The following is a 23,491-nucleotide window of genomic DNA, read 5'->3' on the forward strand; positions in this document are numbered from 1 at the left end:
TGGAACCCTCGTCTTGGAGGACCAGCGGCCAGGCGTCTTCGTAGTGGATACCTGGTCCGGCGGGACGCCCCGGTGTCGGGGTCGAGGCATCCCGATGTCGAACGCCTCGCCAGCGCGGACCGGCCGACCGTTCCGTCCTCGATGAACCAGCCGTACGCGTGCTCGATCAGAACGTCGCTGCACTGGGAGTCGGTGAATGCGACCTTCCGCGAGCGAGTGGTGGACGAGCGACACCATCGTCCCCTCGCCCAGCAGCTCGTCAGGGAAGCGCTCGACGTCGGGGTTGTCAATGACCCGTCCACCGGGCAGTGATTCGAAGCCGCCAGGGCGTTCAAGAAGGTGTTGCAACGACCGGAGTCCGGGGTCGGCGTGTTGGTCACGCCCACCCCGGACTCCTCTCATTCAGCGCCTCAGCTGCAGCCCGAGGTGGAGCCGCAGCCCTCGCAGAGGTAGCAGGAACCGGACGGGCGCATCTTCGTGCCGCAGGTCATGCACAGCGGCGCGTCGGCGGCCTTGCCCAGCTGGAGCTCGAGCAGTTCGGTCGAGCTGCCCGCGCGGAGCTCCTGCTTGGACTCGGACTTCTCCTCGGCCTTCGCGTAGTCCACCGTGGACCGCATGGTGTCCAGGTCGACGTTGTCCGAAGGCTGAGCCGGTTCCGTGTTGTTGACCTGGGCTTCCCGCTCGTCCACCGTGAAGATGCCCAGCTGGGCGCGCTTCTCGTAGGGCAGGTAGTCCAGCGCCAAGCGGCGGAACAGGTAGTCCAGGACGCTGCTGGCCATCCGGATGTCCGGGTCGTCGGTCATGCCGGCCGGCTCGAAGCGCAGGTTCTGGAACTTCGAGACGTAGAACTCCAGCGGGATGCCGTACTGCAGACCCACCGAGATCGACATGGAGAAGGCGTCCATCACACCGGCCAGGGTCGAACCCTGCTTGCCGAGCTTGACGAAGATCTCGCCCAGCCCGTCGTCGGGGTACGAACCGGCGTGCAGGTAGCCCTCGGCACCGCCGACGGTGAACGACACCGTCTGGCTCGGGCGCTTCTTCGGCAGGCGCTTGCGGACCGGGCGGTACTCGATCTGCTTCTCGACGACCTTCTCCGACTCGCCCTTGTCGCCCTTGCCTGCGGACAGCGGCTGGCCGACCTTGCAGTTGTCGCGGTAGATCGCCAGCGCCTTCAGGCCCAGCTTCCAGCCCTCGAAGTAGAGCTCCTCGACCTCTTCGACGGTGGCCGACTCCGGCATGTTCACCGTCTTGGAGATCGCTCCCGAGATGAACGGCTGCACCGCGGCCATCATCCGCACGTGGCCCATCGGCGCGATCGAGCGCTCACCCATCGCGCAGTCGAAGACCTCGTAGTGCTCCTGGCGCAGGCCCGGCGCGTCGACGACGTGACCGTGCTCGGCGATGTACTCGACGATCGCCTCGATCTGCTCTTCCTGGTAGCCCAGGGCCTGCAGCGCACGCGGGACCGTCTGGTTGACGATCTGCATCGAGCCGCCGCCGACCAGCTTCTTGAACTTCACCAGCGCCAGGTCGGGCTCGACACCGGTGGTGTCGCAATCCATCATCAGGCCGATGGTGCCGGTGGGAGCCAGCACCGACGCCTGGGCGTTGCGCCAGCCGTTGCGGTTGCCGATCTCCAGACCCTGCTGCCAGACCTCGGTGGCCAGCTTGTGCACGGTCTTGTCGTTGTGGTGGTAGGTGCGCACCAGGTCGTTGGCAGCGGCGTGCTTGCGCATGACTCGCTGGTGGCCCTCGGCGTTGCGGGCGTAGCCCTCGTAGGGGCCGACGACACCGGCGAGCTCGGCCGAACGCTTGTAAGCGGTGCCGGTCATCAGCGAGGTGATCGCCGCCGCCAGCGCACGACCGCCGTCGGAGTCGTAGGCGTGACCGGTGGCCATCAGCAGCGCGCCGAGGTTGGCGTAACCGATGCCGAGCTGGCGGAACTTGCGAGTCGTGACGCCGATCGACTCCGTCGGGAAGTCCGCGAAGCAGATCGAGATGTCCATGGCGGTGATGACGAACTCGACGGCCTTCTCGAACAGCTCGGCGTCGAAGGTCAGGTCGTCGCGCAGGAACTTCATCAGGTTCAACGAGGCCAGGTTGCAGCTGGAGTTGTCCAGGTGCATGTACTCCGAGCACGGGTTGGACGCGGTGATCCGGCCCGTCTCCGGCGAGGTGTGCCAGTCGTTGATCGTGTCGTCGTACTGGATGCCCGGGTCGGCGCATTCCCACGCGGCCTTGGCCAGCTTGCGGAACAGGTCGCGGCCCTTGACGGTGTCGATCACGTCGCCGTCGGTGCGGGAGCGCAGACCGAAGTCGTTGTCGCTCTCGACCGAGCGCATGAACTCGTCGGAGACGCGCACCGAGTTGTTGGCGTTCTGGTACTGCACCGAGTTGGAGTCGGCGCCACCGAGGTCCATGTCGAAACCGGCGTCGCGCAGCGCGCGGATCTTGTGCTCCTCGCGCGCCTTGGTCTCGATGAACTCACCGACGTCCGGGTGGTCGACGTCGAGGACGACCATCTTGGCCGCGCGGCGGGTCGCGCCACCGGACTTGATGGTGCCCGCCGAGGCGTCAGCACCGCGCATGAACGAGACCGGGCCGGAAGCGGTGCCACCGGACGACAGCAGCTCCTTGGAGGAGCGGATGCGGGACAGGTTCAACCCGGCGCCGGAGCCGCCCTTGAAGATCAGGCCCTCTTCCTTGTACCAGTCGAGGATCGACTCCATCGTGTCGTCGACCGACAGGATGAAGCAGGCCGAGACCTGCTGGCGCGAGCTGGTGCCCACGTTGAACCAGACCGGCGAGTTGAAGCTGAAGACCTGGTGCAGCAGCATGTAGGTCAGCTCGTGCTCGAAGATCTCCGCGTCCGCGTCACTCGCGAAGTAGTCGTTCTCCACACCGGAGGCGACGTAGGTCTTCACCACGCGATCGATCAGCTGCCGCAAGCTGCTCTCCCGCTCGTCGGTGCCGACGGCACCGCGGAAGTACTTGCTCGTGACGATGTTGACAGCGTTCAACGACCAGAAGTCGGGGAACTCGACCCCGCGCTGCTCGAAGTTGACCGAACCGTCCCGCCAGTTGGTCATCACCACATCGCGACGCTCCCACTTGACGTCGTCGTAGGGGTGCACCCCCTCGGTGGTGTAGACGCGCTCGACCCGGATGCCCTTGCGGGCATCTGCTTCCGGCTCCCCCGCTGCGCCGGCCGGGCTACCGACGGTCTCTGTCATGACCTGCCCCTTTTCCTTCTTCATCGCTCGCTCAGTCACTCGTCGCGTTTCGTCGGCCCCGTCCGGGCTCCCCGTCCGGTTCGGTCGTGACCCTGTTCTCTTCGCCGTCCCCGCCCGGGACTGCGAATGGCTTTTCTCGCTTCCGCCCCCTCTGCGGGACGCGCGCCGTCGCGGCTTGCTCAACCGCCGCACTCCCCGTCTAGTCGCTCGCCGTCCCGCAGTGACTCCTTCGCAGCCCGCAGGTCGGTGATTTCCTTCTCGAAGTCCTCCACCGAGGAGTACGCGCGGTAAACGCTCGCGAAGCGCAGGTAGGCGACTTCGTCCAGTTCCCGCAGCGGACCGAGGATGGCCAGCCCGACTTCGTGGCTGGGCAGCTCGGCGACGCCGGAGGACCGGATCGCCTCCTCCACCTGGTGCGCCAACTGCTGCAGTGCGTCCTCTTCTACAGGACGTCCCTGACAAGCGCGGCGCACACCGGTGACCACTTTCTCCCGGCTGAAGGGCTCGGTGACGCCCGATCGCTTCACGACCGACAACACCAGTTCTTCGATCGTCGTGAACCGGCGACCACACGCCGAGCACGAGCGTCGGCGGCGGATCGCCTGGCCGTCCTCCACTTCGCGCGAGTCCACGACCCTGGAGTCATCCCCGCGGCAGAACGGGCACCGCACCGGCAATTCACCCCCTTCCCCCTTGGCAGCCGTCAGCCGGTCCCACCGGCCCGCGACCACGTACGTCCTTGGGTTACCCAGAACCCTGGAAGCCCAATCTATGGACTAACCACACGGACGTAACTACTAGATGTTGTGGTCGACTCTAAACCTGCGCCGGAGCGCGTTGCAAACCGACACACCTGTGTCGCCCGGCCGGATGACATACCCCGTGCTCCAACTGGGAAAACCCTGTCAACCACAACATCTTGGGGTTCGGTCAGCCACCGACCGGCACCACCAGGAATCTGCCTGGTTCTGCGGAAGGCGCACCGAGACCGTTGAGCTCGACGATGCGATCGACCGCCGCGCGGGTGTCCGCATCGGGCGCCACGCGCGTCGCGATGCCCCACAGAGTGTCCCCCGTTCGCACCTGCACAACGGTGGTACCTCCCGCCACCCGCGCATCGCCCGACTCGAACAGCCCCACCAGCACCACGACCAGGAAGGCCGCGGCAGCGACACCGGAGAGCACGAGCCACTCGCCGAGTCTGCCCTCTGCCCGAACCGGCCGGGCGCACGGTCTGCCCTCGGCGGCCCGCACGCGACGCCGGGTTTCGATCACTCGCCCATGTGGGCGATGCGCCTCGGGATGCAGGGGCGACACGATCGGCTCGACTTCCGGCCGACCGGCGAGCGACTCCCGCTCAACAGGCCGAACTCGCCGTACTGTGTCGATGAATGTGGTCATGTCGCCTCCCGCGCGGAACAACGATCGAAAGGTTGTTCGATCGAACCTCCGTGCGATTGTGTACCAAGAGTGGCCTCCAGCACGAGACCCCTGGGCCAAAATTAACTCGAACAGGTGTTTGATCTCCGTGTATCTCCCGTCTACTGTGGAAAGCGAGCAGCGGACAGCGAACGCCGGTGACCAGATCCGGGGCGGCACACCGCTCGATGAAGACCAGCACCGCAGTTCACACGGATTCAGGAGGCAGCGGTGGCGAGAAATGCGACCGGCTCTATCGGGGGCCGCGTAGACGACATCAAGGACTCCCCTGCCGAGGTGGACACCGTGCCCGAGCAGGCCACCGCGGCCGAGGAGCTCAGCGACCGCCAGCTCAAGGTGCTGGAGGCCATCCGGGAGTGGATGAGCGAGCACGGCTATCCCCCCAGCGTCCGGGAGATCGGTGACGCGGTGGGTCTGACGTCGACCTCCTCGGTCGCCTACCAACTGCGCGTGCTGGAGCGGAAGGGCTTCCTGCGCCGCGACCCGCACCGGCCGCGCACCGTGGGCGTGCTGGTAGCCGGTGAGCCGGAGAACGAGGCTCAGGCGAAGCCGGCCTACGTCCCGGTCGTCGGCCGCATCGCGGCAGGCGGTCCGATCCTGGCTGAGGAGTCCATCGAGGACGTCTTCCCGCTGCCCAAGGAGATCGTCGGCGACGGAACCCTGTTCCTGCTTAAGGTCGTCGGCGACTCGATGATCGACCTGGCCATCACCGATGGCGACTGGGTCGCCGTCCGCCAGCAGCCCGACGCCGACAACGGCGAGGTCGTCGCGGCGATGATCGACGGCGAGGCGACGGTGAAGACCTTCAAGCGAACCGACGAGCACGTCTGGCTGATGCCGCACAACTCTGCCTACGAGCCGATCCTGGGTGACGACGCCCAGATCCTCGGCAAGGTCGTGGCGGTCCTGCGCCGCCTCTGAACGAGGCGGTCACGGTCATGAGCGCTTGCGGCGCCAGCTGATGAGGTAGACCAGCAGGGCGGCGATGACTCCGGCGAACAGCAGCGCACGGCCGGTGGACATGCCGCCCTCCTCGGTCGCGGGCTGGGCCTGGTCACCGTCGCCGCCAGACGGCGCGAGCTGATCGGTGGCCATCTCAGCAGACGGGTCGCCGTCCGCCCCGGCGACGCGGCGAACCGCTTCTCCGCCTTCGGAACCGGACAGCAGACCGCCGTCAGGCTCCCAGGCGATGGCTTCGCCCTGCTCCTCGTCCGGGAGCGGAATCCGCACCGGTTCGCCTCTGAGCGCTTCGAGCACGTCCCCGTTCGGCGAGCGGTAGACGTAGGCCTCGGTGTACGTGCGCAGCGCCACCAGCGTTCCGTCCGCGCTCACCGACCCGCCGGTGACCAGAACCGAGCCCGTCGATCCGTCGAGCGGTCCGCCTGGGGTCTTGGTCGCCCGCAGGGACACCGAACCGACCCGTTCCATCGGAACGGTCCGCCTCGGGTCCAGCGGTTCCGCGGGCCGGTACACCCCGGCCCACCCGAGCGGCTCCTTGGTGACGACGTACGGCACTCCGGCCCGGTCCAGCAACAGCGCCTCGGCGTCGTGCGGACTGTCCGGATACGACATCCGGTACAGCGCGGAACCGCCGTTGCGATCCAGCACGTGCAGCGCCACGTTCTTCCGCTTGTGCCGGTTGTCACCCGTGTCGGCCAGCCAGAGAGCTCCGTCCGGAGCCAACGCCAGGTCCTCGACGTCGTAGGGATCACTGTCGCCGGTGCGTTGCGAGCGGACCTCGCAAGTCCGCGGGTCGAGCACGAAGGCTCGCGCCCGCGATCCGCTGTCGTTGACGGCGTACCAGTTGTCCCCGTCGGAGGCCAGACCGGACAGTTCCGAGAGCCCTGATTCCTCGACGGTGCACAGCTCGACCGGAGCCGACTGCGCGTGCGCGGGCGCGCCGGAGAGGACCGCGCACGCGGACAGCAGCGCGACCCCGGTCAGGCCGCCGGCTAGGTCAGGCCGCACCGTTTGCCGCGAACGGCTCGATCAGTGGGGCCAGGTCCGGGCGGACCTTGGCCTTGATCCGGGTGCCCTCGGGGGTGTGCTCCTCCTCGACGACCTCGCCGTCGCTGTGCAGCCGCGCCACCAGGTCACCCCGCGTGTAGGGGATCAGGGCGTCGACGAACACCTCCGGGCGCGGGAGCCGGTCGGCGATGATCTCGCGCAGGTGCTCGATGCCCTTGCCGCTGTGCGCGGAGACGAGCACGGCCTCCGGCAGCAGCCGGCGGAGTTCGGCCATGCGCGTCGCGTCCACCGAGTCGATCTTGTTGACCACGAGGAGCTCCGGGGGCATCTCCGACTTGAGCTCCTCGGAGATCTCGCTGAGCACCTCGCGCACGGCGGCGACCTGCTCGTGCGGTGAGGCCTCGGAGCCGTCGACGACGTGGACCAGCAGGTCCGCGCTGGCGACCTCCTCGAGGGTGGAGCGGAACGCCTCGACCAGCTGGTGCGGCAGGTGGCGCACGAACCCGACGGTGTCGGTGAGCGTGTGCGGCTGGCCGTCCGGGGTGACCGCCTTGCGGGTGGTCGGGTCCAGGGTCGCGAACAGGGCGTCCTCGACCAGGACACCTGCGCCGGTCAACGCGTTGAGCAAGCTGGACTTGCCGGCGTTGGTGTAACCGGCGATGGCCACGCCGGGGACCTCGTTGGACTCGCGGCGGCTGCGCTTGGTGCCCCGGACCGTCTTCATCGCGGCCAGTTCCTTGCGCAGCTTGCTGATGCGCTTGTGAATGCTCCGGCGGTCGGTCTCGAGCTTCGTCTCACCGGGACCGCGGGTGCCCACACCGCCGTTGGCGCCCGCCCGGCCACCGGCCTGACGGGACATCGTTTCACCCCAGCCGCGCAGTCGCGGCAGGTAGTACTGCAGCTGAGCGAGCTCGACCTGCGCCTTGCCCTCCCTGGAACGGGCGTGCTGGGCGAAGATGTCGAGGATCAGCGCGGTGCGGTCGACGACCTTGACCTTGAGCTTCTCCTCCAGCTGACGCAGCTGGCCGGGCGAGAGCTCACCGTCGCAGATGACCGTGTCGGCGCCGTTGGAGGCGACCAGGTCGCGCAGCTCGCGGACCTTGCCGGATCCGATGTAGGTGCCCGGGTCGGGACGGTCGCGCCGCTGGATGATGCCTTCGAGCACCTCCGAACCGGCGGTCTCGGCGAGGCGGGCGAGCTCGGCGAGCGACGCGTCGGCGTGCGCGGCGTCGCCCTCGGTCCAGACGCCCACGAGCACGACGCGCTCCAACCGCAGCCGCCGGTACTCGACCTCGGTGATGTCCTCGAGCTCGGTGGACAGCCCGGAGATCCGCCGCAGCGAAGCGCGGTCTTCCAGTTCCATCTCGCCGGTGGAAGGCTCACCACCGGCCAGGATCGGTTCGAATTCGTCGCCGTCGGCCATGTCCTGGTCCAAGTCGGCGTCGTGGTCGAGCTCTGGGGATGCGGTCAAGGAATCTCTCATCTCACCTTCATTGTCCCACGCTGCGCGACCCGTTTTCACTCGCTGCGCTTGCCCGAGCCGTGCGCACAGCGCTGAACTGCGGGTTCGGGCTCGTCACGGGTTCTGCCACCAGTGGGGGTCCAGTCGTCCTCCGCCGACCAGCACAGCAGGACCGGTCAGGGTCGAACCGCTGGCGGTGATCTCGACCTCGACGGTGCCGCCGGGGATGTGCACCACCCGGCGACCGGTGGTCTGACCTGCGGCGTGCAGCGCGGCGGCGGTCGCGGCGACCGTGCCCGTACCGCAGGACCGGGTCTCACCGACACCGCGCTCGTGCACCCGCATCCGCACCTCGTCACCGCTGAGCGGCCGCACGAACTCGACGTTCACGCCATCCGGGAACAGGTTCAAGTCGTGCGGCGGAGCCGTGCCGAGGCCGAGGGCGTCGAGATCGTGGTCACCGACGCAGGCCAGGTGCGGGTTGCCGACGTCGACGGCGACACCGGCGAAGGCGGTCCCGTTCACCGTCGTGGTGGATTCGCCGAAGATCTTGGCCTGTCCCATCTCGACGGTCACCCGGCCGTCCTGGTGGGTGTGCACGGGGCGGATGCCCGCACGGGTGCCGACCAGCAGGTCCCCGGACGGGGCGAGGCCGGACACGACGAGGTAGCGGGCGAACACGCGCACGCCGTTGCCGCACATCTCGGCGATGGATCCGTCGGCGTTGCGGTAGTCCATGAACCACACGTCCGACGGGACGTCGGCCGGGGCGTCGGTCAGGTTGCCCGCGCGGATCACGCGCAGCACGCCGTCGGCGCCCAGACCGCGCTGCCGATCGCACAGGGCGCGCACCCGGTCGTCGGTGAGCTCCAGCTCACCGTGCGGGTCGGGCAGGATGACGAAGTCGTTCTGGGTCCCGTGGCCCTTGATGTACTCGGGTCCTCCGAAGGCGTGCACGTGGCCAGTCTACGGATTCACCAGTGCACGGACATCGTCGGCAAGCGCGGGATCTGCGGCGTCGAACCAGTTGATGCGCTCGTCGCGGCGGAACCACGATCGCTGCCGCCGGACGAAGCGGCGCGTCAGCCGAGCGGTCTCGGCCGCGGCGGCGGTCATGTCGTCCGCACCGTCGAGCTCGGCGAGCACCTGCTGGTAGCCCAGCGCACGGCTGGCGGTGCGGCCGTGGCGCAACCCCTCCTCCTCCAAGCGGCGCACCTCGTCGACCAGGCCGGAGTCGAACATGCGGGTCACGCGCTCGTCGACGCGATCGTCGAGGTCCTCGGCGGGCCGGTCCAGACCGACCAGGACCGTGCCGTAGCGGGGCGGGCCCGGGGTGGGCAGGTTCGCGGAGAACGGAGCGCCGGAGATCTCGATGACCTCCAGCGCCCGGACGATGCGGCGTCCGTTGCTGGTCAGGATGGCCGCCGCGGCGGCGGGGTCGAGTTCGGCGAGCCTCCGGTGCAGCGAGACCGGCCCGAGCTTGGCCAGCTCGTCCTCGTACTTCTGCCGCACCTGCGGATCGGTCCCGGGGAACGACAGGTCGTCGACGACCGCCTGCACGTAGAGCCCGGACCCGCCCACGAGGATCGGGGTGCGACCACGTGCGAGCACGTCCTCCAGGATGGTGCGGGCCGCTCGCTGGTACGCGGCGACCGAGGCGGTCTCGGTGACGTCGAGGACGTCGAGCTGGTGGTGCGGGACGCCCCGCCGCTCGTCGAGGGTGAGCTTGGCGGTGCCGATGTCCATCCCGCGGTAGAGCTGCATCGCGTCGGCGTTGATCACCTCGCCGTCGAACCGCTCGGCGAGCTGCACGGCGAGGTCGGACTTCCCGGTGGCCGTGGGACCGACAACGGCGACGGGGTGCGGGAGCGAAGACACACCAGAACTCTAAGTGCCCGCTGCCCCGTTCCGTCCGCGTGGCGGAGCGGTCGTGGCGCCGCTCGGAACGGTGTGCGGTCTGAATCGCATCGGGGCGAACGTATCTGCACCAACGGCCACCCATTCGGCGTTCGAATCCGTCAGACTGGACACGGCGCGCGAACAGGCGCCCCGCAACCGCTCGGCTTCGACGCCGGCGCGCAGCCAGCGCGAGGACCAGCAGCGGCGGGTGCGGCACGACGACACGGGTCATCGCACTCGTGCACGGCATGAGATCACGGGCGAGTTGGCTGGAGCAGGTGGCCGCGCACTGCGGCGGATCGGACCGATGCGATGCATCGGTACCCTGCTCGCTGCCGCCACACGGGTGACCGATGACAATGTGACCGTGCAGGTCATACGGCCCCTGGGTTTCAGCCGGGCACCGATTCGGGTATGGAGTACCGAATCAGCTGTTGACCTGTTTGAATGCGCCAGCGGAGGCCGGACCGTCCGACGGTTCGGGCTGACGCTGGCTGGGCCCCGCCGACGTGGGGCGCCCGTGGCTGGCACGGGCATCGAAGCGGGCACGCAAGGAGGAAGCCGGCCATGACGCACCAGGACACGACCCCCGAGTCGGTCGCCAGCAAGGCGGTCGCGGACTCGACCAGCAGCAGCACCGGGTCACCCGCGGTCGCGCCCGCAGTACCGAAGGCTTCCGCGAACCCCTCCAAGTGGGGACGGTTGGACGCCGACGGAACGGTGTACGTGAGCACTGCCGACGGTGAGCGGGCGATCGGTTCCTGGCAGGCCGGTGATGCGGCGGAAGGCCTCGCCCTCTACGCGCGCAAGTTCGACGACATGGTCACCGAGGTCGAGCTGCTGGAGACCCGGCTGAGCACCCACGCCGGCGAGCCCAAGCACACGCTGACCAGCGCCAAGCACCTGCAGGAATCGTTGGCCGAGGCTGCAGTGATCGGCGATCTGGCCGCTCTGGGTGCCCGCATCGAGCACCTGCTGGCCCGCGCCGAGGAAGCGGTCGAGGGCGCCAAGCACGAGAAGGAGCGCGCTCGCGCCGAGGCGATCGCCCGCAAGGAGGCGCTGGTCGCCGAGGCCGAGGAGATCGCCCACGAGGCGACGCACTGGAAGTCGGCCGGCGACCGCCTGCGCCAGATCCTCGACGAGTGGAAGAAGGTCCGCGGCGTCGACCGCAAGACCGACGAGCAGCTGTGGCGGCGGTTCTCCAAGGCCCGCGACGCCTTCAGCCGCCGTCGCGGCTCGCACTTCGCCGAGCTGGACCGCCAGCGCGCGGCGGCCAAGGCCCACAAGCAGGAGCTGGTCGAGGAGGCCGAGGCGCTCACCGAGTCCAACGACTGGGGCGACACGGCGAACCGCTACAAGCAGCTGATGGCCGACTGGAAGGCCGCCGGACGCGCGCCCAAGGACAGCGATGAGGCGCTCTGGCAGCGCTTCCGGACCGCGCAGGACCGGTTCTTCAGCCGCCGGTCGGAGGCGTTCTCCGAGCGCGACGCCGAGTTCGCGGCCAACGCCAAGCTCAAGGAAGAACTGCTGGTCGAGGCGGAGCAGATCGACCCGTCGGCTGATCTGAAGGCCGCGCAGGCGCAGCTGCAGCGGGTGCAGGAGCGCTGGGACGAGATCGGCAAGGTGCCGCGCGAGCGGATGCGCGAGCTGGAGGGCAGGCTTCGCGGCGTGGCCGACAAGGTCCGCGACGCCGTCGACGCTCAGTGGCGCCGCACCGACCCGGAGGCCCAGGCCCGCGTCGACCAGTTCCGCGACCGCGTGGAGCAGTTCGAGGCGCAGGCGGAGAAGGCCCGCGCCGCAGGCGACGAGCGCCGTGCGAAGAAGGCCGACGAGCAGGCCGCCCAGTGGCGCGAATGGCTGCATGCCGCGGAACAGGCCATCGCTCACCGCTGACGTGCGCGCAACGACGACGCCCGCACCGGCCTCGGTGCGGGCGTCATCGCAACGACGACGCCCGCACCGGCCTCGGTGCGGGCGTCATCGCTCTGCGGACGGTGGTGCGAACTGTCCGGTCAGAACGCGGAGCAGGACCGCTCGGGACTCAGTCGCGCGACCAGACGATGCGCATCCACTGGACCGCCAGGACGGCCATGCAGACGACCGCGAGCACCAGGCCGAGGCCGGGCCCCGCCTGGCCGCTGGTCTGGCGGGACCAGATCGCGATCACGCCTTCGAAGGTGACCACGAGCCCGGCCACACCCGCCAGGAAGGCCGCGCCCCAGCGGCGGGTGATCAGCGCCAGCGCGCCGAAGCCCAGGCCGACGATCGCGGAGTTGATCGCGAACAGCCGCGGCAGCAGCCCCACCTCCAGCGCCGGATCCGCCTGCCCGGTCAGCACCTCCCACCCGGGACTGCCGCCCACCCACGGGAGCAGCGAGCACACCACGAGCACCAGCATCACCGTGGCGATGACCAGCGACTTGGTGCCCGGGTCGAACCGCCGCAGCACCTCACCGCGGCTCTGGACGTCCTGTTCCTCGCTCAACACGCACATCCCTGCTGCGCCGCCGGCTGCGGAGCCGGCGCACCGATGGAGGGCAGTCCGAGGCTGACCCCGGAGGTCTTGGGGCGCACGCCCTCTTCCCAGTGGTCGCCCGCCCGGGTCCGGCGGTGAGCCGAGACGTCGGCGTCGGCGACCAAGTGGTGCGGGGCGGCGCGGGTGATCGTGGTCCGCACGAGGTCACCGGGCCGGACCCCGCCGTCGAGCGCGCCGGTGGGCGTGAAGTGCACCAGGCGGCCGTCGCGGGCGCGGCCGGAGAGCCGATGGGTCTCGGCGTCCTTGCGGCCCTCCCCTTCGGCGACCAGCAGCTCGACTTCGCGACCGACGATCTCCTTGTTCTCGTCCCAGGAGATCTCGTTCTGCAGCGCGACCAGGCGGTCGTAGCGCTGCTGGACGACCTCCTTGGGCAGCTGGTCGGGCATGTCCGCAGCGGGCGTGCCCGGTCGCTTGGAGTACTGGAAGGTGAAGGCGCTGGAGAACCGGGCGCGGCGCACGACCTCCATCGTGGCCTCGAAGTCCTCCTCGGTCTCCCCGGGGAAGCCCACGATGATGTCGGTGGTGATGGCCGCCTCCGGCATGGCCGCGCGGACCTTGCCCACGATGTCGAGGAAGCGCTCGCTGCGGTAGGAGCGGCGCATCGCCTTGAGGACGCGGTCCGAGCCGGACTGCAACGGCATGTGCAGCTGCGGGCAGACGTTGGGCGTCTCGGCCATCGCCTCGATGACGTCGTCGGTGAAGTCGCGCGGGTGCGGTGAGGTGAAGCGGACGCGCTCCAGGCCCTCGATCTCGCCGCAGGAGCGCAGCAGCTTGCCGAAGGCGAAGCGGTCGCCGAACTCCACGCCGTAGGCGTTGACGTTCTGACCGAGCAAGGTCACCTCGAGCACGCCTTCGGACACCAGCGCCTGGACCTCGGAGAGGATCTCGCCGGGCCGGCGGTCCTTCTCCTTGCCGCGCAGCGCGGGCACGATGCAGAAGGTGCAGGTGTTGTTGCAGCCCACCGAGACCGAGACCCAGCCGGAGTAGGCGGAGTCACGGCGGGCCGGGAGCGTGGACGGGAAGACGTCCAGCGACTCCAGGATCTCGACCTCGGCCTCCTGGTTGTGCCGCGCGCGTTCCAGCAGCGTCGGCAGCGATCCGAGGTTGTGGGTGCCGAAGACGACGTCGACCCAGGGCGCCTTCTTGACGATCGTGTCGCGGTCCTTCTGCGCGAGGCAACCACCGACGGCGATCTGCATGTTCGGGTTGACGTCCTTCTGCGGACGCATGTGGCCGAGCGTGCCGTAGAGCCGGTTGTCGGCGTTCTCGCGCACGGCGCAGGTGTTGAACACGACCACGTCGGCGGGCATCTCCCGACCGTTGTCGGCCCGCACGTACCCGGCGTCCTCCAGCATGCCCGCGAGCCGCTCGGAATCGTGCACGTTCATCTGGCAGCCGAAAGTGCGGATCTCGTACGTCTTCGTGCTCACCGTTCCACGGTAGCGCCTGGTCAGATAGCCGATTCACCCGCCCGGACCGATGATGGAGCGAGAAGAACACGCCCTCGGTGATTACTGAACGCAACGAACGGTCCGATCCAGAGACGCGTTAGGTGGTCAGGCGGACGACGCTAACTCCGTTGCGTAACGGAGTTGAAACAACGCATCGATTCCAACCTCTGGACTCCGCGGCTACGACAGGCTTAAGTTTCGGCCAACGAAATCCACATACGACGCTTCGGGAGCACTGGATGACCGCAGCCCCCACGGACGTTCCGATGATCCGGATGTCCGCGGTCGACAAGTTCTTCGGCTCACTGCACGTGCTGCGGTCGATCGACCTCGAAGTGCCCAAGGGGCAGGTCGTCGTGGTCCTGGGCCCCTCCGGGTCCGGGAAGTCGACGCTGTGCCGGGCCATCAACCGGCTGGAGCCGATCAACGACGGGTCCGTCGAGATCGACGGCGTGCCGCTCCCGGCCGAAGGACGCGCTCTGGCCGAACTGCGCGCCGACGTCGGCATGGTCTTCCAGCAGTTCAACCTCTTCGCGCACAAGACGATCCTGGAGAACGTCACGCTCGGGCCGATCAAGGTCCGCGGGCAGAGCCGGGACGAGGCGCAGCGCGACGCGATGAAGCTGCTGGAGCGGGTCGGCATCGCCGACCAGGCTCAGAAGTACCCGGCACAGCTCTCCGGTGGCCAGCAGCAACGGGCGGCGATCGCCCGCGCGCTGGCGATGAAGCCGAAGGTCATGCTCTTCGACGAACCGACCTCCGCGCTGGACCCGGAGATGGTCAACGAGGTGCTCGACGTGATGACCGGTCTCGCTGAAGAGGGCATGACCATGGTCGTCGTCACGCACGAGATGGGTTTCGCACGCCGCGCCGCGCACCGCGTGCTGTTCATGGCCGATGGCGAGGTCGTCGAGGACGCCGAACCCCAGAAGTTCTTCGGCGAGCCGAAGAGCGACCGGGCCAAGGACTTCCTCGGCAAGATCCTCACCCACTGAGTGTCACCACCACTGCACAGAGAGGCGTAAGCAGATGCGAGGCAAGAGATCCCGCCTGGTCACGGTGCTGACGGCATCGCTGGCCCTGGCGTTGTCCGCCTGCGGCGGGGGCGGCGAGAACCAGCTGGGCGGCGGAGCTCCGGAAATCCCGGTCGATCAGGGCGTGCAGTTCGAACCCGGCACTACGATGGCCAACCTCAAGCAAGCGGGCACCATCCGGGTCGGGACCAAGATCGACCAGCCGCTGTTCGGCCTCAACGGGCTCGATGGCAAACCGCAGGGCTTCGACGTCGAGATGGCCAAGCTCGTCGCGGCGAAGATGGGCATCGCCCCCGACAAGATCGAGTGGGTCGAGGCTCCCAGCAAGACCCGCGAGGAGATCATCGAACAGGGTCGCGTCGACATGGTAGTGGCGACCTACACGATCAACGACTCGCGCAAGCAGCGGATCAGCTTCGCCGGACCGTACTACCAGGCCGGTCAGGACATCATGGTCAAGACCGACAACGCTCAGATCACCGGGCCGGAGACGCTGCGTCCGACCGGCGCGAAGGTCTGCTCGGTGACGGGTTCGACCCCAGCGGAGAAGATCAAGGAGTACGTCGACGAGCAGAACCTGGTGCTCTTCGACGTCTACTCCAAGTGCGCGGACGCCCTGCGCACCGGCCAGGTGCAGGCGGTGACCACGGACAACGTGATCCTGATGGGCCTGGTCGAGGAGAGCGGCGGGCAGTTCAAGCTCCTGGAGAAGCCGTTCACCGAGGAGCCCTACGGCATCGGCATCAAGAAGGGCGACGTCAAGTTCTGCGAGTTCATCAACCAGACCCTCGCGCAGGCCGGCCAGGACGGCACCTACGCGAAGGCGTGGCAGGCGACCGCAGGCAAGGTGTCCAAGCAGACGCCGAGCCTTCCGCAGGCTGACCCCTGCAGCTGACCTCGTAGCGGAATGAGGGTGCCGTCCGATCCGGTCGGCACCCTCAACTCTTGGCCGGAGTGGAATCTGTGCAAGTCATCATCGACAACCTGCCGCTGTACCTGAGCGGTCTCGTGCGCACGCTGGAGATCTGCCTGCTGGCGGGTCTGCTCGCGCTGGTCATCGGCACCATCGCGGCGGGCTTCCGGGTCTCCCCGCTACCCCCGCTGCGCGCCGCAGGGACCAGCTGGGTCAACGTGCTGCGCAACTGCCCGCTGACCGTGGTGCTGTTCTTCATGGCCTTCGGCCTGCCGGAGCTGGGCATCAACGGTTCCTACTTCTGGTTCGGCACCATCGGTCTGGCGCTGTACACCTCGGCGTTCGTGTGCGAGGCGATCCGAAGCGGCATCAACGCCGTTCCGGCAGGTCAGGCCGAGGCCGCGCGCGCCGTGGGGCTGACCTTCGGCCAGTCGCTGTCGCTGGTCGTGCTGCCGCAAGCCGTGCGCACGGTGGTTCCGCCGCTGGGCAACGTGATCATCGCGATGATCAAGAACTCGGCGCTGGTGGGCGCCTTCGGCGTCGGTGGGGACCTGTTCTCGGTCGGTGACACGCTGACCTCGGCGCGCGGCCTGGCCGCACTCCCGGTCCTGATCGGCGTGGTGCTGTTCTACCTGGCGCTCACCATCCCGGCCGGTCTCCTGCTGGGTTACCTGGAGCGGAAGGTGGCGATCGCGCGATGACCAACGCGGTTCTCTACGAAGCCCCCGGACCGCAGGCGAAACGACGCTCGCTGGTCGCCAGCGCCGTGGTCGGCCTGCTGCTGCTCGCGGTGGTCGGCTGGGTGCTCTACACGCTGGGCACGCGAGGGCAGCTGACCGCCGAGAAGTGGGGCCCGCTGCTCGACCCGACCAACGGCACCTTCACGGCGCTGTGGAGCCTGCTGGGCACCGGCCTGCTGGGCACCCTCACCGCAGCCGCTCTGGCGATGGTGTTCTCACTGGTCATCGGCACCCTGCTGGCGATCACCCGCGTCGTGAGCGCGCCCTGGTACCGCTGGCTGGTGGTCGGCGTGGTCGAGCTGCTGCGCGGCATCCCGGTGGTCATCATGGTCTTCTTCGCCTTCCGGGTACTCCCCTCGGTCGGCTTGGACCTCTCGCCGATGTGGTTCCTGGTGATCGGCCTGACCGCGTACAACTCGGTGATCATCGCCGAGATCGTGCGCGCCGGGATCCTGGCGTTGCCCAAGGGCCAGAGCGAGGCCGCCTACGCCATCGGCCTGCGCCGCGGTCAGGTGCTGAGTTCGGTTCTGCTGCCGCAGGCGTTCCGGGCGATGCTGCCCGCGCTGATCAGCCAGCTCGTGGTCATCGTCAAGGACACCTCGCTGGGCTTCATCGTCGCCTACGTCGACGTGGTGCGTGAGGCGCAGGTGATCATCCAGAACCTCAACAACCCGATCCAGACCTACATCGTGGTCGGCGCGATCTTCATCCTCATCAACTACGCGTTGAGCAGGTTGGCGGTCTACACCGAACGCCGCCTCAGCCAAGGCCGCAAGGGCAAGCTGAGCACGGTCGCGGACACCGGCCGCGACAACTGATCACAGCGAAGCAGGCGCCTTCGAGACCCGTTCCCGGAGGCGCTCTTCACGTCACGGACGAGCCGAGATCCCCTGGGGTGCCAGGTTCTGGTCGTGGGCTCGTTGCCAGGTGCCGTCAGCGATCGCGGCTCGGAGCATTCCCCGGAGCTCCTCGGCGAGCTCGGGGTCGTCGGCCTTGACGACCAGGTTCCGCTCGGTGTCGGTGACGGCGTACGGGATCTCAGCGAGCTGCGGGACGTCCGCGGTCCCGCCGAGCAGGACGTCGACGTTGCCCGCGGCGACCGCGTCGCGCAGCAGCGTCGGCGGCAGGCGGCGGAACTGCACCTGGGTGTTGGGGTCGAGACCGATGCGGCGGGCGATGTCGCGGGCGATGTCGACGTCGAAGCCCCGGTACTCGCCCGCGGGGTCGCGAGTGACGAACTTCGGCTGGTCGGCGCGCACACCCACCAGCAGCCGCTTCCGCTGCTTGATCGCGATCAGCGTCGGCGAGCTGCCCAATTCCACGTCGCCTCCCGCCGAGGCGCTCGGCGGTGCGGCCGGCGCCTCCGGAGCGGGTGCAACCGGTGGCGGCGGCGCTGCGGGTTCGGCTTGCCCACACCCGGTCAGGACGACGGCCAGTGCCGCCACTGCGAGCAGGCGAATCCTCACGAGCACTCCTCCACCATCGGGTCCACCCGACCATGATCGCGCACGGGTGGTGTCCGACGGGATCGAGTTCTCATGCACTGGATCGATTGTGAAATCCAAGCCACACCCACTAGTGTGACCCGCGCCATGTGGCGCCAACGTCGTCGCCCGTTTGTCCAGCTCACCATCGGAGGCGATCATGGCGCCACTGCACGCCGTCGTCGAGCAGGTCACCCGCCGCATCGCAGAACGCAGCGAGCAGACCCGCTCCGCCTACCTCGAACGCATCACCGCCGCAGCTGCGCAAGGCCCGGTCCGGGCCGAACTGCCCTGCAGCAACCTCGCGCACGGTTTCGCCGCATGCAGCGGCTCCGACCGGCTCGCGGTGCGCGGCGTCAGCAAGCCCGGGGTGGCGATCGTGTCGGCATACAACGACATGCTCTCCGCGCACCAGCCCTACAACGAGTTCCCGGCGTGGCTGAAGGACTCGGTGCGCGAAGCGGGCGGTGTCGCGCAGTTCGCGGGCGGTGTACCTGCGATGTGCGACGGGATCACCCAGGGCCGCACCGGCATGGAGCTGTCCCTGTTCTCCCGCGACGTGATCGCGATGGCCACCGGCGTTGCGCTGTCCCACGAGATGTTCGACGGGGCGCTGATGCTCGGGGTGTGCGACAAGATCGTGCCCGGCCTGCTGATCGGCGCGCTGGCGTTCGGTCACCTCCCGACCCTGCTGGTGCCGGCCGGACCCATGCCCTCGGGCCTGCCCAACCGCGAGAAGAGCCGCATCCGGCAGCTCTTCGCCGAAGGCAAGGCCACCCGCGAGGACCTGCTGGAGGCCGAGTCCGCCTCCTACCACTCCCCCGGCACTTGCACGTTCTACGGAACCGCCAACTCCAACCAGCTGGTCGTCGAGGTCATGGGCCTGCACCTGCCCGGCTCCAGCTTCGTGCCACCGGGCACCCCGCTGCGCAAGGCGCTCACCGAGGAAGCCGGCCGCCAGGTCGTGCGGCTCGGCCAGAACGAGGGGCGCACACCCATCGGTGAGCTCCTCGACGAGAAGGCGATCGTCAACGCAGTGGTCGCACTGCTGGCCACCGGCGGCTCGACCAACCACACGCTGCACCTGCCGGCCATCGCCGCGGCCGCGGGCATCGAGCTGACCTGGGACGACTTCTCCGAGCTGTCCGCGGTCGTGCCGTCGCTGGCGAAGGTCTACCCGAACGGATCCGCCGACATCAACCACTTCGCGGCGGCCGGTGGCGTGCAGACGCTGATCGGCGAACTGCTCGACGCGGGCCTGCTGCACGCCGACGTCAAGACCGTCGCCGGGCCCGGCCTGGACCGCTACCGGCAGCAGCCGTTCCTGGACGACGGCGAGCTGGTGTGGCGCGATGGCCCTGCCAAGAGCCTGGACACCGACGTGCTGCGCGGCGTTGACGACCCGTTCGCGCCCGACGGCGGACTGCGGGTGCTGGAGGGCAACCTCGGGCGTGCGGTGATCAAGGTGTCGGCGGTGGCCGCCACGCACCGCACCGTCACCGCGCCCGCGCGGGTCTTCGACGAACAGCACGACTTCACCGCCGCCTTCTCCGCGGGCGAGATCGACCACGACGTCGTGGTCGTGATCCGCAACCAGGGTCCGCAGGCCAACGGCATGCCCGAGCTGCACGGCCTCACCCCTGCGCTGGGCGTGCTGATGGATCGCGGGCACCAGGTCGCGCTGGTCACCGACGGCCGGATGTCGGGCGCCTCCGGCAAGATCCCGGCCGCCATCCAGCTCACCCCGGAAGCCACTGCGGGCGGACCGCTCTCCCGCATCCAGGACGGCGACGTGATCCGGCTCGACGCCGACCGGGGCACGCTGGAAGCCCTCGTGCCGGACGACGAGCTCACCGCGCGGCAACCCGCCCGCGGGGCGGACCCGGCACCGTTCGGCACCGGCCGCGAACTGTTCGCCGCCTTCCGCCAGGCCGTCGGCCGCGCCGACCAAGGCGCGAGCGTGTTCGGGCAGGCGCAACCGCAGGTGCGAGTATGACCAGCGGCGGAACCACCGCCCCGACGCGATTGGACGAGCAGATGAACACCGCAGCCGACGTCTTCGACCTGGCGCCCGTGGTGCCGGTCGTGGCCCTCGACGACGCCGAGCACGCCGTCCCGCTGGCCGAAGCGCTGCTGCGCGGCGGAATCCGGACCATCGAGGTCACCCTGCGCACTCCGGCCGGTCTCCCGGCCATCGAACGCATCGCGGCCGAGGTGCCCGACATGGTCGCCGGGGCGGGCACGATCACCGAGGTGGGCCAGGCCAAGCAGGCCGCTGACGCCGGTGCCCGCTACCTGGTCACCCCCGGCACCACCGACCGGTTGCTGGACGACCTGGACGCCTCCGGAGTGCCGTACCTGGCGGGTGCCGGAACGGTGTCCGAGGCGATGCGGCTGGCCGAGCGCGGGGCGAGCGCGATGAAGTTCTTCCCCGCCGAGCCAAGCGGTGGGGTGCCGTTCCTCAAGGGCATCGCCGGACCCCTGCCGCAACTGCGGTTCTGCCCGACAGGTGGGATCAGCCCGGCGACCGCGCCGGACTACCTGGCGCTGCCCAACGTCGGCTGCGTCGGCGGCTCCTGGCTCGCTCCGAAGGACCTGCTGGCCGCGGGCGAGTGGGCGAAGATCGAGCAGCTGGCCGCCGAGGCCGCCGCACTGCGCTGATGCTCGGGGCGCCCGCACGGGCGGGCGCCCCCGGCTTCACGCCGCGAGCAGCTCGAGAGCCTCCGGGATCGAGTCCACGACCGGGTATCCGGACTTCTCCAGCTTGCGGCGGTCCATCACACCGGTCGTCACCAGAACGCACTGCGCACCGGCCTGTTCGGCCGCGTGGGCGTCGTCGAGGACATCGCCGATGAGCACCACCTCGGCCGGATCGAGCTCTTGCACCTTGAGGTGGGCGCGCAGGTGCTCGTCCTTGGAGCCGCCTCCCACCGAGGTGCGCAGGCCGTCCATCCGATCGAAGAACTCGTGCAGGCCGCGGGCCGTGACGAGCTCGACCAGCTCGTCGTGGAACCACATCGACAGCAGCGACTGGGACCGGCCGGTCGCCGCCCAGTCCTCCAGCACGTGCGGCACGCCCTCGGTCATGCCGCAGGAATCCAGCAGATCCCGGTAAGCGACGTGGTAGAGCTCGTCGACGCGGGCCCAGTCGTCCTCGGTGATCACTTGCCGCAGGAGTGTTTCGTAGCAGGTGCGCAGCGGCCGGCTGTAGATCGCGCGCCACTCGTCGATGTCGATGTGCTCCCGGTCGAACCGGGAGCACACACTGTTCACCGCGGACACCACCGCGTGGTTGTCGTCAAGAAGTGTTCCGTTCCAGTCCCACACGATGTGCTGCGGGCTCCTCGACTTCGTCATGACCAAGGACCCTACGATGCGCCACCGGGTTCTGGTACCCACGTCCCACAGTCAGATCGGTCCGGAGAAGTAGGCGATCTCCTCAGCTGCGAACGTCGGCTGCACGCTGAGGTTCGTCGAGCGCGACCGGCGTCCGCTGCGCCGGTCCACGCGGCGCGCTGAAGCCTGGGGAGAGCGACCAGCCCCGCTCACGGGATTCACCCGGTTTCCCCCCAACGGCCCAGAATCCGCGGGTGTCAGGAGGAGTCGGAGCCCGCTGCGTCGCCGACGTCCTCGATCTCCTCCTTGACGATGCGGTAGGCCAGGCCTTCGGAGTAGCCCTTGCGGGCGAGCATGCCGACCAGGCGGCGCACCTTCGCGGTGTAGTCGAGCGATCCCGTGCTGCGCAGCTTGCGCTGCACCAGTTCGCGAGCGCGCTCGGCCTCGGCATCGTTGTCCACGCTGGAAAGAGCCGATTCCACGAGGTGCTCCTCGACACCTTTGCGCCGCAGCTCGAAACCCAGCGCCTTGCGGCCCAGGCCTTGGGAGCGCTGGCGCTGGTTCACCCATTCCTCGGCGAACGAGGCGTCGTCGATGAGGCCCGCGTCGACGAACTTCTGCAGCACTCCGTCGGCGATGTCCTCGTCGATGTCCTTGCGCAGCAACGCCTGCCGCAGTTCGAGCCGACTGCGAGCACGACTGGCCAGCAACCGGTACACGATGTCGCGGGCCTGGGCAGCGGGGTCCTCGGGCTTGCGGGGTGGCTTCTTCTCCGACGCCTCGCCGTCGCGAGGTTCGCCGCCGGGGGCGCGACGACCGCTCCCCCGGCGCGTTCCTTCGTCGTTCATCCGTGCCAAGGCGTCGATCAGAACTCGACCGGCGCCGGCTCGGCGGCGCTGTCACCGCTCGCGGCGTCGAGGGTGGCGCCGATGCCGAGCTTCTCCTTGATCCGCTTCTCGATCTCGTTGGCCACGTCGGGGTTCTCCCGCATGAACTTGCGGGCGTTCTCCTTGCCCTGGCCAAGCTGGTCGCCCTCGTAGGTGTACCAGGCGCCCGACTTGCGGATGATGCCCTGCTCGACACCCATGTCGATCAGCGAGCCCTCGCGGCTGATGCCGATGCCGTAGATGATGTCGAACTCGGCCTGCTTGAACGGCGGTGCGACCTTGTTCTTGACGACCTTCACGCGGGTCCGGTTGCCGACCGCGTCAGAGCCGTCCTTGAGCGTCTCGATCCGGCGCACGTCCAGTCGCACCGAGGAGTAGAACTTCAGCGCCTTACCACCGGTGGTGGTCTCCGGGGAGCCGAACATGACGCCGACCTTCTCGCGGAGCTGGTTGATGAAGATCGCGGTGGTCTTGGCGTTGTACAGCGCGGAGGTCAGCTTCCGCAGCGCCTGGCTCATCAGACGGGCCTGCAGACCCACGTGGCTGTCGCCCATCTCGCCCTCGATCTCGGCGCGCGGCACCAGCGCGGCCACCGAGTCGATGACGATGACGTCCAGCGCGCCGGAGCGGATCAGCATGTCCGCGATCTCCAGCGCCTGCTCACCGGTGTCCGGCTGGGAAACCAGCAGCGCATCGGTGTCCACGCCGATCGCCTTGGCGTACTCCGGGTCCAGCGCGTGCTCGGCGTCGACGAAGGCCGCCGTGCCGCCGAGCTTCTGGGCGTTGGCCACGGCGTGCAGGGCGACCGAGGTCTTACCGCTGCTCTCCGGGCCGTAGATCTCCACGACACGACCGCGCGGCAGGCCGCCGATGCCCAGTGCGACGTCCAGCGAGATGGAGCCGGTAGGAATGACCTCGACCGGCGGCCGCGAGTCGTCGCCGAGCCGCATGACCGATCCCTTGCCGAACTGCTTGTCGATCTGAGCGAGCGCCAGCTCCAGCGCCTTGCCCTTGTCCGGTGTCGCTGCTGCCATCGGGGTCCACCTCGGTGAAGTCTTCGAGTCGGGTCTTCGGGCGACTCTCTTGGGAGCGAGTCGTTCACGTC

At 68.8% G+C, this 23,491-nt stretch carries 23 protein-coding genes; 9 read left to right on the forward strand and 14 right to left on the reverse strand.

Annotated features, from left to right (window positions below):
* The first annotated feature begins 141 nt into the window (after positions 1-141).
* Positions 142-312, forward strand: a complete 171-nt coding sequence (locus E1161_RS27540; RefSeq protein WP_207920120.1) for a hypothetical protein — start codon at positions 142-144, stop codon at positions 310-312.
* A gap of 98 nt (positions 313-410) precedes the next feature.
* Here E1161_RS27540 and E1161_RS05725 read toward each other — a convergent pair whose 3' ends face one another.
* The 3 genes from E1161_RS05725 to E1161_RS05735 all read right to left on the reverse strand — a co-directional run bounded on the left by E1161_RS05725 (position 411) and on the right by E1161_RS05735 (position 4,637).
* Positions 411-3,236 (reverse strand): vitamin B12-dependent ribonucleotide reductase, encoded by a 2,826-nt coding sequence (locus E1161_RS05725; RefSeq protein WP_132620314.1) that lies wholly within the window; start codon positions 3,234-3,236, stop codon positions 411-413.
* A gap of 179 nt (positions 3,237-3,415) precedes the next feature.
* Entirely contained in the window at positions 3,416-3,907 is a 492-nt protein-coding gene (gene nrdR / locus E1161_RS05730; RefSeq protein ID WP_132620499.1) for a transcriptional regulator NrdR, read from the reverse strand.
* Between the two features lie 259 nt (positions 3,908-4,166).
* Entirely contained in the window at positions 4,167-4,637 is a 471-nt protein-coding gene (locus E1161_RS05735) for a LysM peptidoglycan-binding domain-containing protein (RefSeq protein ID WP_132620316.1), read from the reverse strand.
* Positions 4,638-4,886: 249 nt separating this feature from the next.
* On the opposite strand from E1161_RS05735, the gene lexA reads away from it, so the two are divergent.
* Complete coding sequence (lexA, locus tag E1161_RS05740; RefSeq protein ID WP_165939698.1) at positions 4,887-5,597, forward strand: transcriptional repressor LexA; 711 nt, start codon at positions 4,887-4,889, stop codon at positions 5,595-5,597.
* Between the two features lie 15 nt (positions 5,598-5,612).
* Here the strand turns inward: lexA and E1161_RS05745 are convergent, their stop codons facing one another.
* From E1161_RS05745 to miaA, 4 genes are all read right to left on the reverse strand, one after another.
* Positions 5,613-6,644, reverse strand: a complete 1,032-nt coding sequence (locus tag E1161_RS05745) for an esterase-like activity of phytase family protein (RefSeq protein ID WP_235874809.1) — start codon at positions 6,642-6,644, stop codon at positions 5,613-5,615.
* Positions 6,634-8,067 (reverse strand): GTPase HflX, encoded by a 1,434-nt coding sequence (gene hflX / locus E1161_RS05750; protein WP_207920129.1) that lies wholly within the window; start codon positions 8,065-8,067, stop codon positions 6,634-6,636. The genes E1161_RS05745 and hflX overlap by 11 nt, the downstream gene beginning before the upstream one ends.
* 153 nt (positions 8,068-8,220) lie before the next feature.
* Positions 8,221-9,063 (reverse strand): diaminopimelate epimerase, encoded by an 843-nt coding sequence (gene dapF / locus E1161_RS05755; protein WP_132620320.1) that lies wholly within the window; start codon positions 9,061-9,063, stop codon positions 8,221-8,223.
* A 9-nt stretch (positions 9,064-9,072) separates the two neighbouring features.
* Positions 9,073-9,984 (reverse strand): tRNA (adenosine(37)-N6)-dimethylallyltransferase MiaA, encoded by a 912-nt coding sequence (miaA, locus tag E1161_RS05760; RefSeq protein WP_132620322.1) that lies wholly within the window; start codon positions 9,982-9,984, stop codon positions 9,073-9,075.
* A 588-nt stretch (positions 9,985-10,572) separates the two neighbouring features.
* On the opposite strand from miaA, the gene E1161_RS05765 reads away from it, so the two are divergent.
* Positions 10,573-11,898: a DUF349 domain-containing protein gene (locus E1161_RS05765; protein WP_132620324.1), complete on the forward strand. Its 1,326-nt coding sequence runs from the start codon at positions 10,573-10,575 to the stop codon at positions 11,896-11,898.
* A 148-nt stretch (positions 11,899-12,046) separates the two neighbouring features.
* On the opposite strand, the gene E1161_RS05770 is transcribed toward E1161_RS05765, so the two are convergent.
* Together E1161_RS05770 and miaB are read right to left on the reverse strand one after the other, a co-directional pair.
* Entirely contained in the window at positions 12,047-12,499 is a 453-nt protein-coding gene (locus E1161_RS05770) for an Rv2732c family membrane protein (protein ID WP_132620326.1), read from the reverse strand.
* The gene (miaB, locus tag E1161_RS05775) at positions 12,487-13,971 is read right to left on the reverse strand and encodes a tRNA (N6-isopentenyl adenosine(37)-C2)-methylthiotransferase MiaB (RefSeq protein ID WP_132620328.1); all 1,485 of its coding nucleotides are present in this window, start codon (positions 13,969-13,971) and stop codon (positions 12,487-12,489) included. Before miaB ends, E1161_RS05770 begins: the two co-directional genes overlap by 13 nt.
* Before the next feature lie 287 nt (positions 13,972-14,258).
* On the opposite strand from miaB, the gene E1161_RS05780 reads away from it, so the two are divergent.
* From E1161_RS05780 to E1161_RS05795, 4 genes are read left to right on the forward strand one after another with little or no spacing between them, the layout of a single operon-like run.
* Complete coding sequence (locus E1161_RS05780) at positions 14,259-14,987, forward strand: amino acid ABC transporter ATP-binding protein (RefSeq protein ID WP_165939702.1); 729 nt, start codon at positions 14,259-14,261, stop codon at positions 14,985-14,987.
* Between the two features lie 34 nt (positions 14,988-15,021).
* Complete coding sequence (locus E1161_RS05785) at positions 15,022-15,921, forward strand: glutamate ABC transporter substrate-binding protein (protein ID WP_132620332.1); 900 nt, start codon at positions 15,022-15,024, stop codon at positions 15,919-15,921.
* A gap of 59 nt (positions 15,922-15,980) precedes the next feature.
* Positions 15,981-16,640, forward strand: coding sequence for an amino acid ABC transporter permease (locus tag E1161_RS05790; RefSeq protein ID WP_235874811.1), 660 nt, complete (start codon positions 15,981-15,983; stop codon positions 16,638-16,640).
* Positions 16,637-17,497 (forward strand): amino acid ABC transporter permease, encoded by an 861-nt coding sequence (locus E1161_RS05795; RefSeq protein WP_132620334.1) that lies wholly within the window; start codon positions 16,637-16,639, stop codon positions 17,495-17,497. Before E1161_RS05790 ends, E1161_RS05795 begins: the two co-directional genes overlap by 4 nt.
* Before the next feature lie 51 nt (positions 17,498-17,548).
* Here E1161_RS05795 and E1161_RS05800 read toward each other — a convergent pair whose 3' ends face one another.
* Positions 17,549-18,145: a substrate-binding periplasmic protein gene (locus tag E1161_RS05800; protein WP_132620336.1), complete on the reverse strand. Its 597-nt coding sequence runs from the start codon at positions 18,143-18,145 to the stop codon at positions 17,549-17,551.
* Positions 18,146-18,323: 178 nt separating this feature from the next.
* Here E1161_RS05800 and edd point away from each other — a divergent pair, with 178 nt between their 5' ends.
* A complete protein-coding gene (gene edd / locus E1161_RS05805) occupies positions 18,324-20,159 on the forward strand; it encodes a phosphogluconate dehydratase (protein WP_132620338.1) in 1,836 nt (611 codons plus the stop codon).
* Positions 20,160-20,200: 41 nt separating this feature from the next.
* Positions 20,201-20,824, forward strand: coding sequence for a bifunctional 4-hydroxy-2-oxoglutarate aldolase/2-dehydro-3-deoxy-phosphogluconate aldolase (gene eda / locus E1161_RS05810; RefSeq protein WP_132620507.1), 624 nt, complete (start codon positions 20,201-20,203; stop codon positions 20,822-20,824).
* 36 nt (positions 20,825-20,860) lie between these two features.
* Here eda and E1161_RS05815 read toward each other — a convergent pair whose 3' ends face one another.
* Genes E1161_RS05815 through recA form a run of 4 tightly spaced genes read right to left on the reverse strand, consistent with a single transcriptional unit; the run spans position 20,861 to position 23,420 of the window.
* Positions 20,861-21,520: an HAD family hydrolase gene (locus tag E1161_RS05815; protein ID WP_132620340.1), complete on the reverse strand. Its 660-nt coding sequence runs from the start codon at positions 21,518-21,520 to the stop codon at positions 20,861-20,863.
* Between the two features lie 51 nt (positions 21,521-21,571).
* Positions 21,572-21,712 carry a hypothetical protein gene (locus tag E1161_RS27040; protein ID WP_165939699.1) on the reverse strand — a complete coding sequence of 47 codons (141 nt, stop codon included), beginning with the start codon at positions 21,710-21,712 and terminating at the stop codon, positions 21,572-21,574.
* Positions 21,713-21,756: 44 nt separating this feature from the next.
* Positions 21,757-22,347 (reverse strand): regulatory protein RecX, encoded by a 591-nt coding sequence (locus tag E1161_RS05820; RefSeq protein ID WP_132620342.1) that lies wholly within the window; start codon positions 22,345-22,347, stop codon positions 21,757-21,759.
* Positions 22,348-22,364: 17 nt separating this feature from the next.
* On the reverse strand, positions 22,365-23,420 hold the full coding sequence (gene recA / locus E1161_RS05825; protein ID WP_132620344.1) for a recombinase RecA: 1,056 nt from the start codon (positions 23,418-23,420) through the stop codon (positions 22,365-22,367).
* Between the last annotated feature and the right edge of the window lie 71 nt (positions 23,421-23,491).

It is taken from the genome of Saccharopolyspora aridisoli (assembly GCF_004348445.1).
Classification (GTDB): domain Bacteria; phylum Actinomycetota; class Actinomycetes; order Mycobacteriales; family Pseudonocardiaceae; genus Saccharopolyspora; species Saccharopolyspora aridisoli.

Excerpts from the sequence above, each read along its gene's own strand:
- E1161_RS27540 (WP_207920120.1), top strand. The coding sequence starts at position 142 with ATGAACCAGCCGTACGCGTGCTCGATCAGAACGTCGCTGCACTGGGAG.
- E1161_RS05725 (WP_132620314.1), bottom strand. The coding sequence starts at position 3,236 with ATGACAGAGACCGTCGGTAGCCCGGCCGGCGCAGCGGGGGAGCCGGAA.
- E1161_RS05735 (WP_132620316.1), bottom strand. The coding sequence starts at position 4,637 with ATGACCACATTCATCGACACAGTACGGCGAGTTCGGCCTGTTGAGCGG.
- hflX (WP_207920129.1), bottom strand. The coding sequence starts at position 8,067 with ATGGCCGACGGCGACGAATTCGAACCGATCCTGGCCGGTGGTGAGCCT.
- E1161_RS05765 (WP_132620324.1), top strand. The coding sequence starts at position 10,573 with ATGACGCACCAGGACACGACCCCCGAGTCGGTCGCCAGCAAGGCGGTC.
- E1161_RS05770 (WP_132620326.1), bottom strand. The coding sequence starts at position 12,499 with ATGTGCGTGTTGAGCGAGGAACAGGACGTCCAGAGCCGCGGTGAGGTG.
- E1161_RS05780 (WP_165939702.1), top strand. The coding sequence starts at position 14,259 with ATGATCCGGATGTCCGCGGTCGACAAGTTCTTCGGCTCACTGCACGTG.
- E1161_RS05785 (WP_132620332.1), top strand. The coding sequence starts at position 15,022 with ATGCGAGGCAAGAGATCCCGCCTGGTCACGGTGCTGACGGCATCGCTG.
- E1161_RS05795 (WP_132620334.1), top strand. The coding sequence starts at position 16,637 with ATGACCAACGCGGTTCTCTACGAAGCCCCCGGACCGCAGGCGAAACGA.
- edd (WP_132620338.1), top strand. The coding sequence starts at position 18,324 with ATGGCGCCACTGCACGCCGTCGTCGAGCAGGTCACCCGCCGCATCGCA.
- eda (WP_132620507.1), top strand. The coding sequence starts at position 20,201 with ATGAACACCGCAGCCGACGTCTTCGACCTGGCGCCCGTGGTGCCGGTC.
- E1161_RS05815 (WP_132620340.1), bottom strand. The coding sequence starts at position 21,520 with ATGACGAAGTCGAGGAGCCCGCAGCACATCGTGTGGGACTGGAACGGA.
- E1161_RS05820 (WP_132620342.1), bottom strand. The coding sequence starts at position 22,347 with ATGAACGACGAAGGAACGCGCCGGGGGAGCGGTCGTCGCGCCCCCGGC.
- recA (WP_132620344.1), bottom strand. The coding sequence starts at position 23,420 with ATGGCAGCAGCGACACCGGACAAGGGCAAGGCGCTGGAGCTGGCGCTC.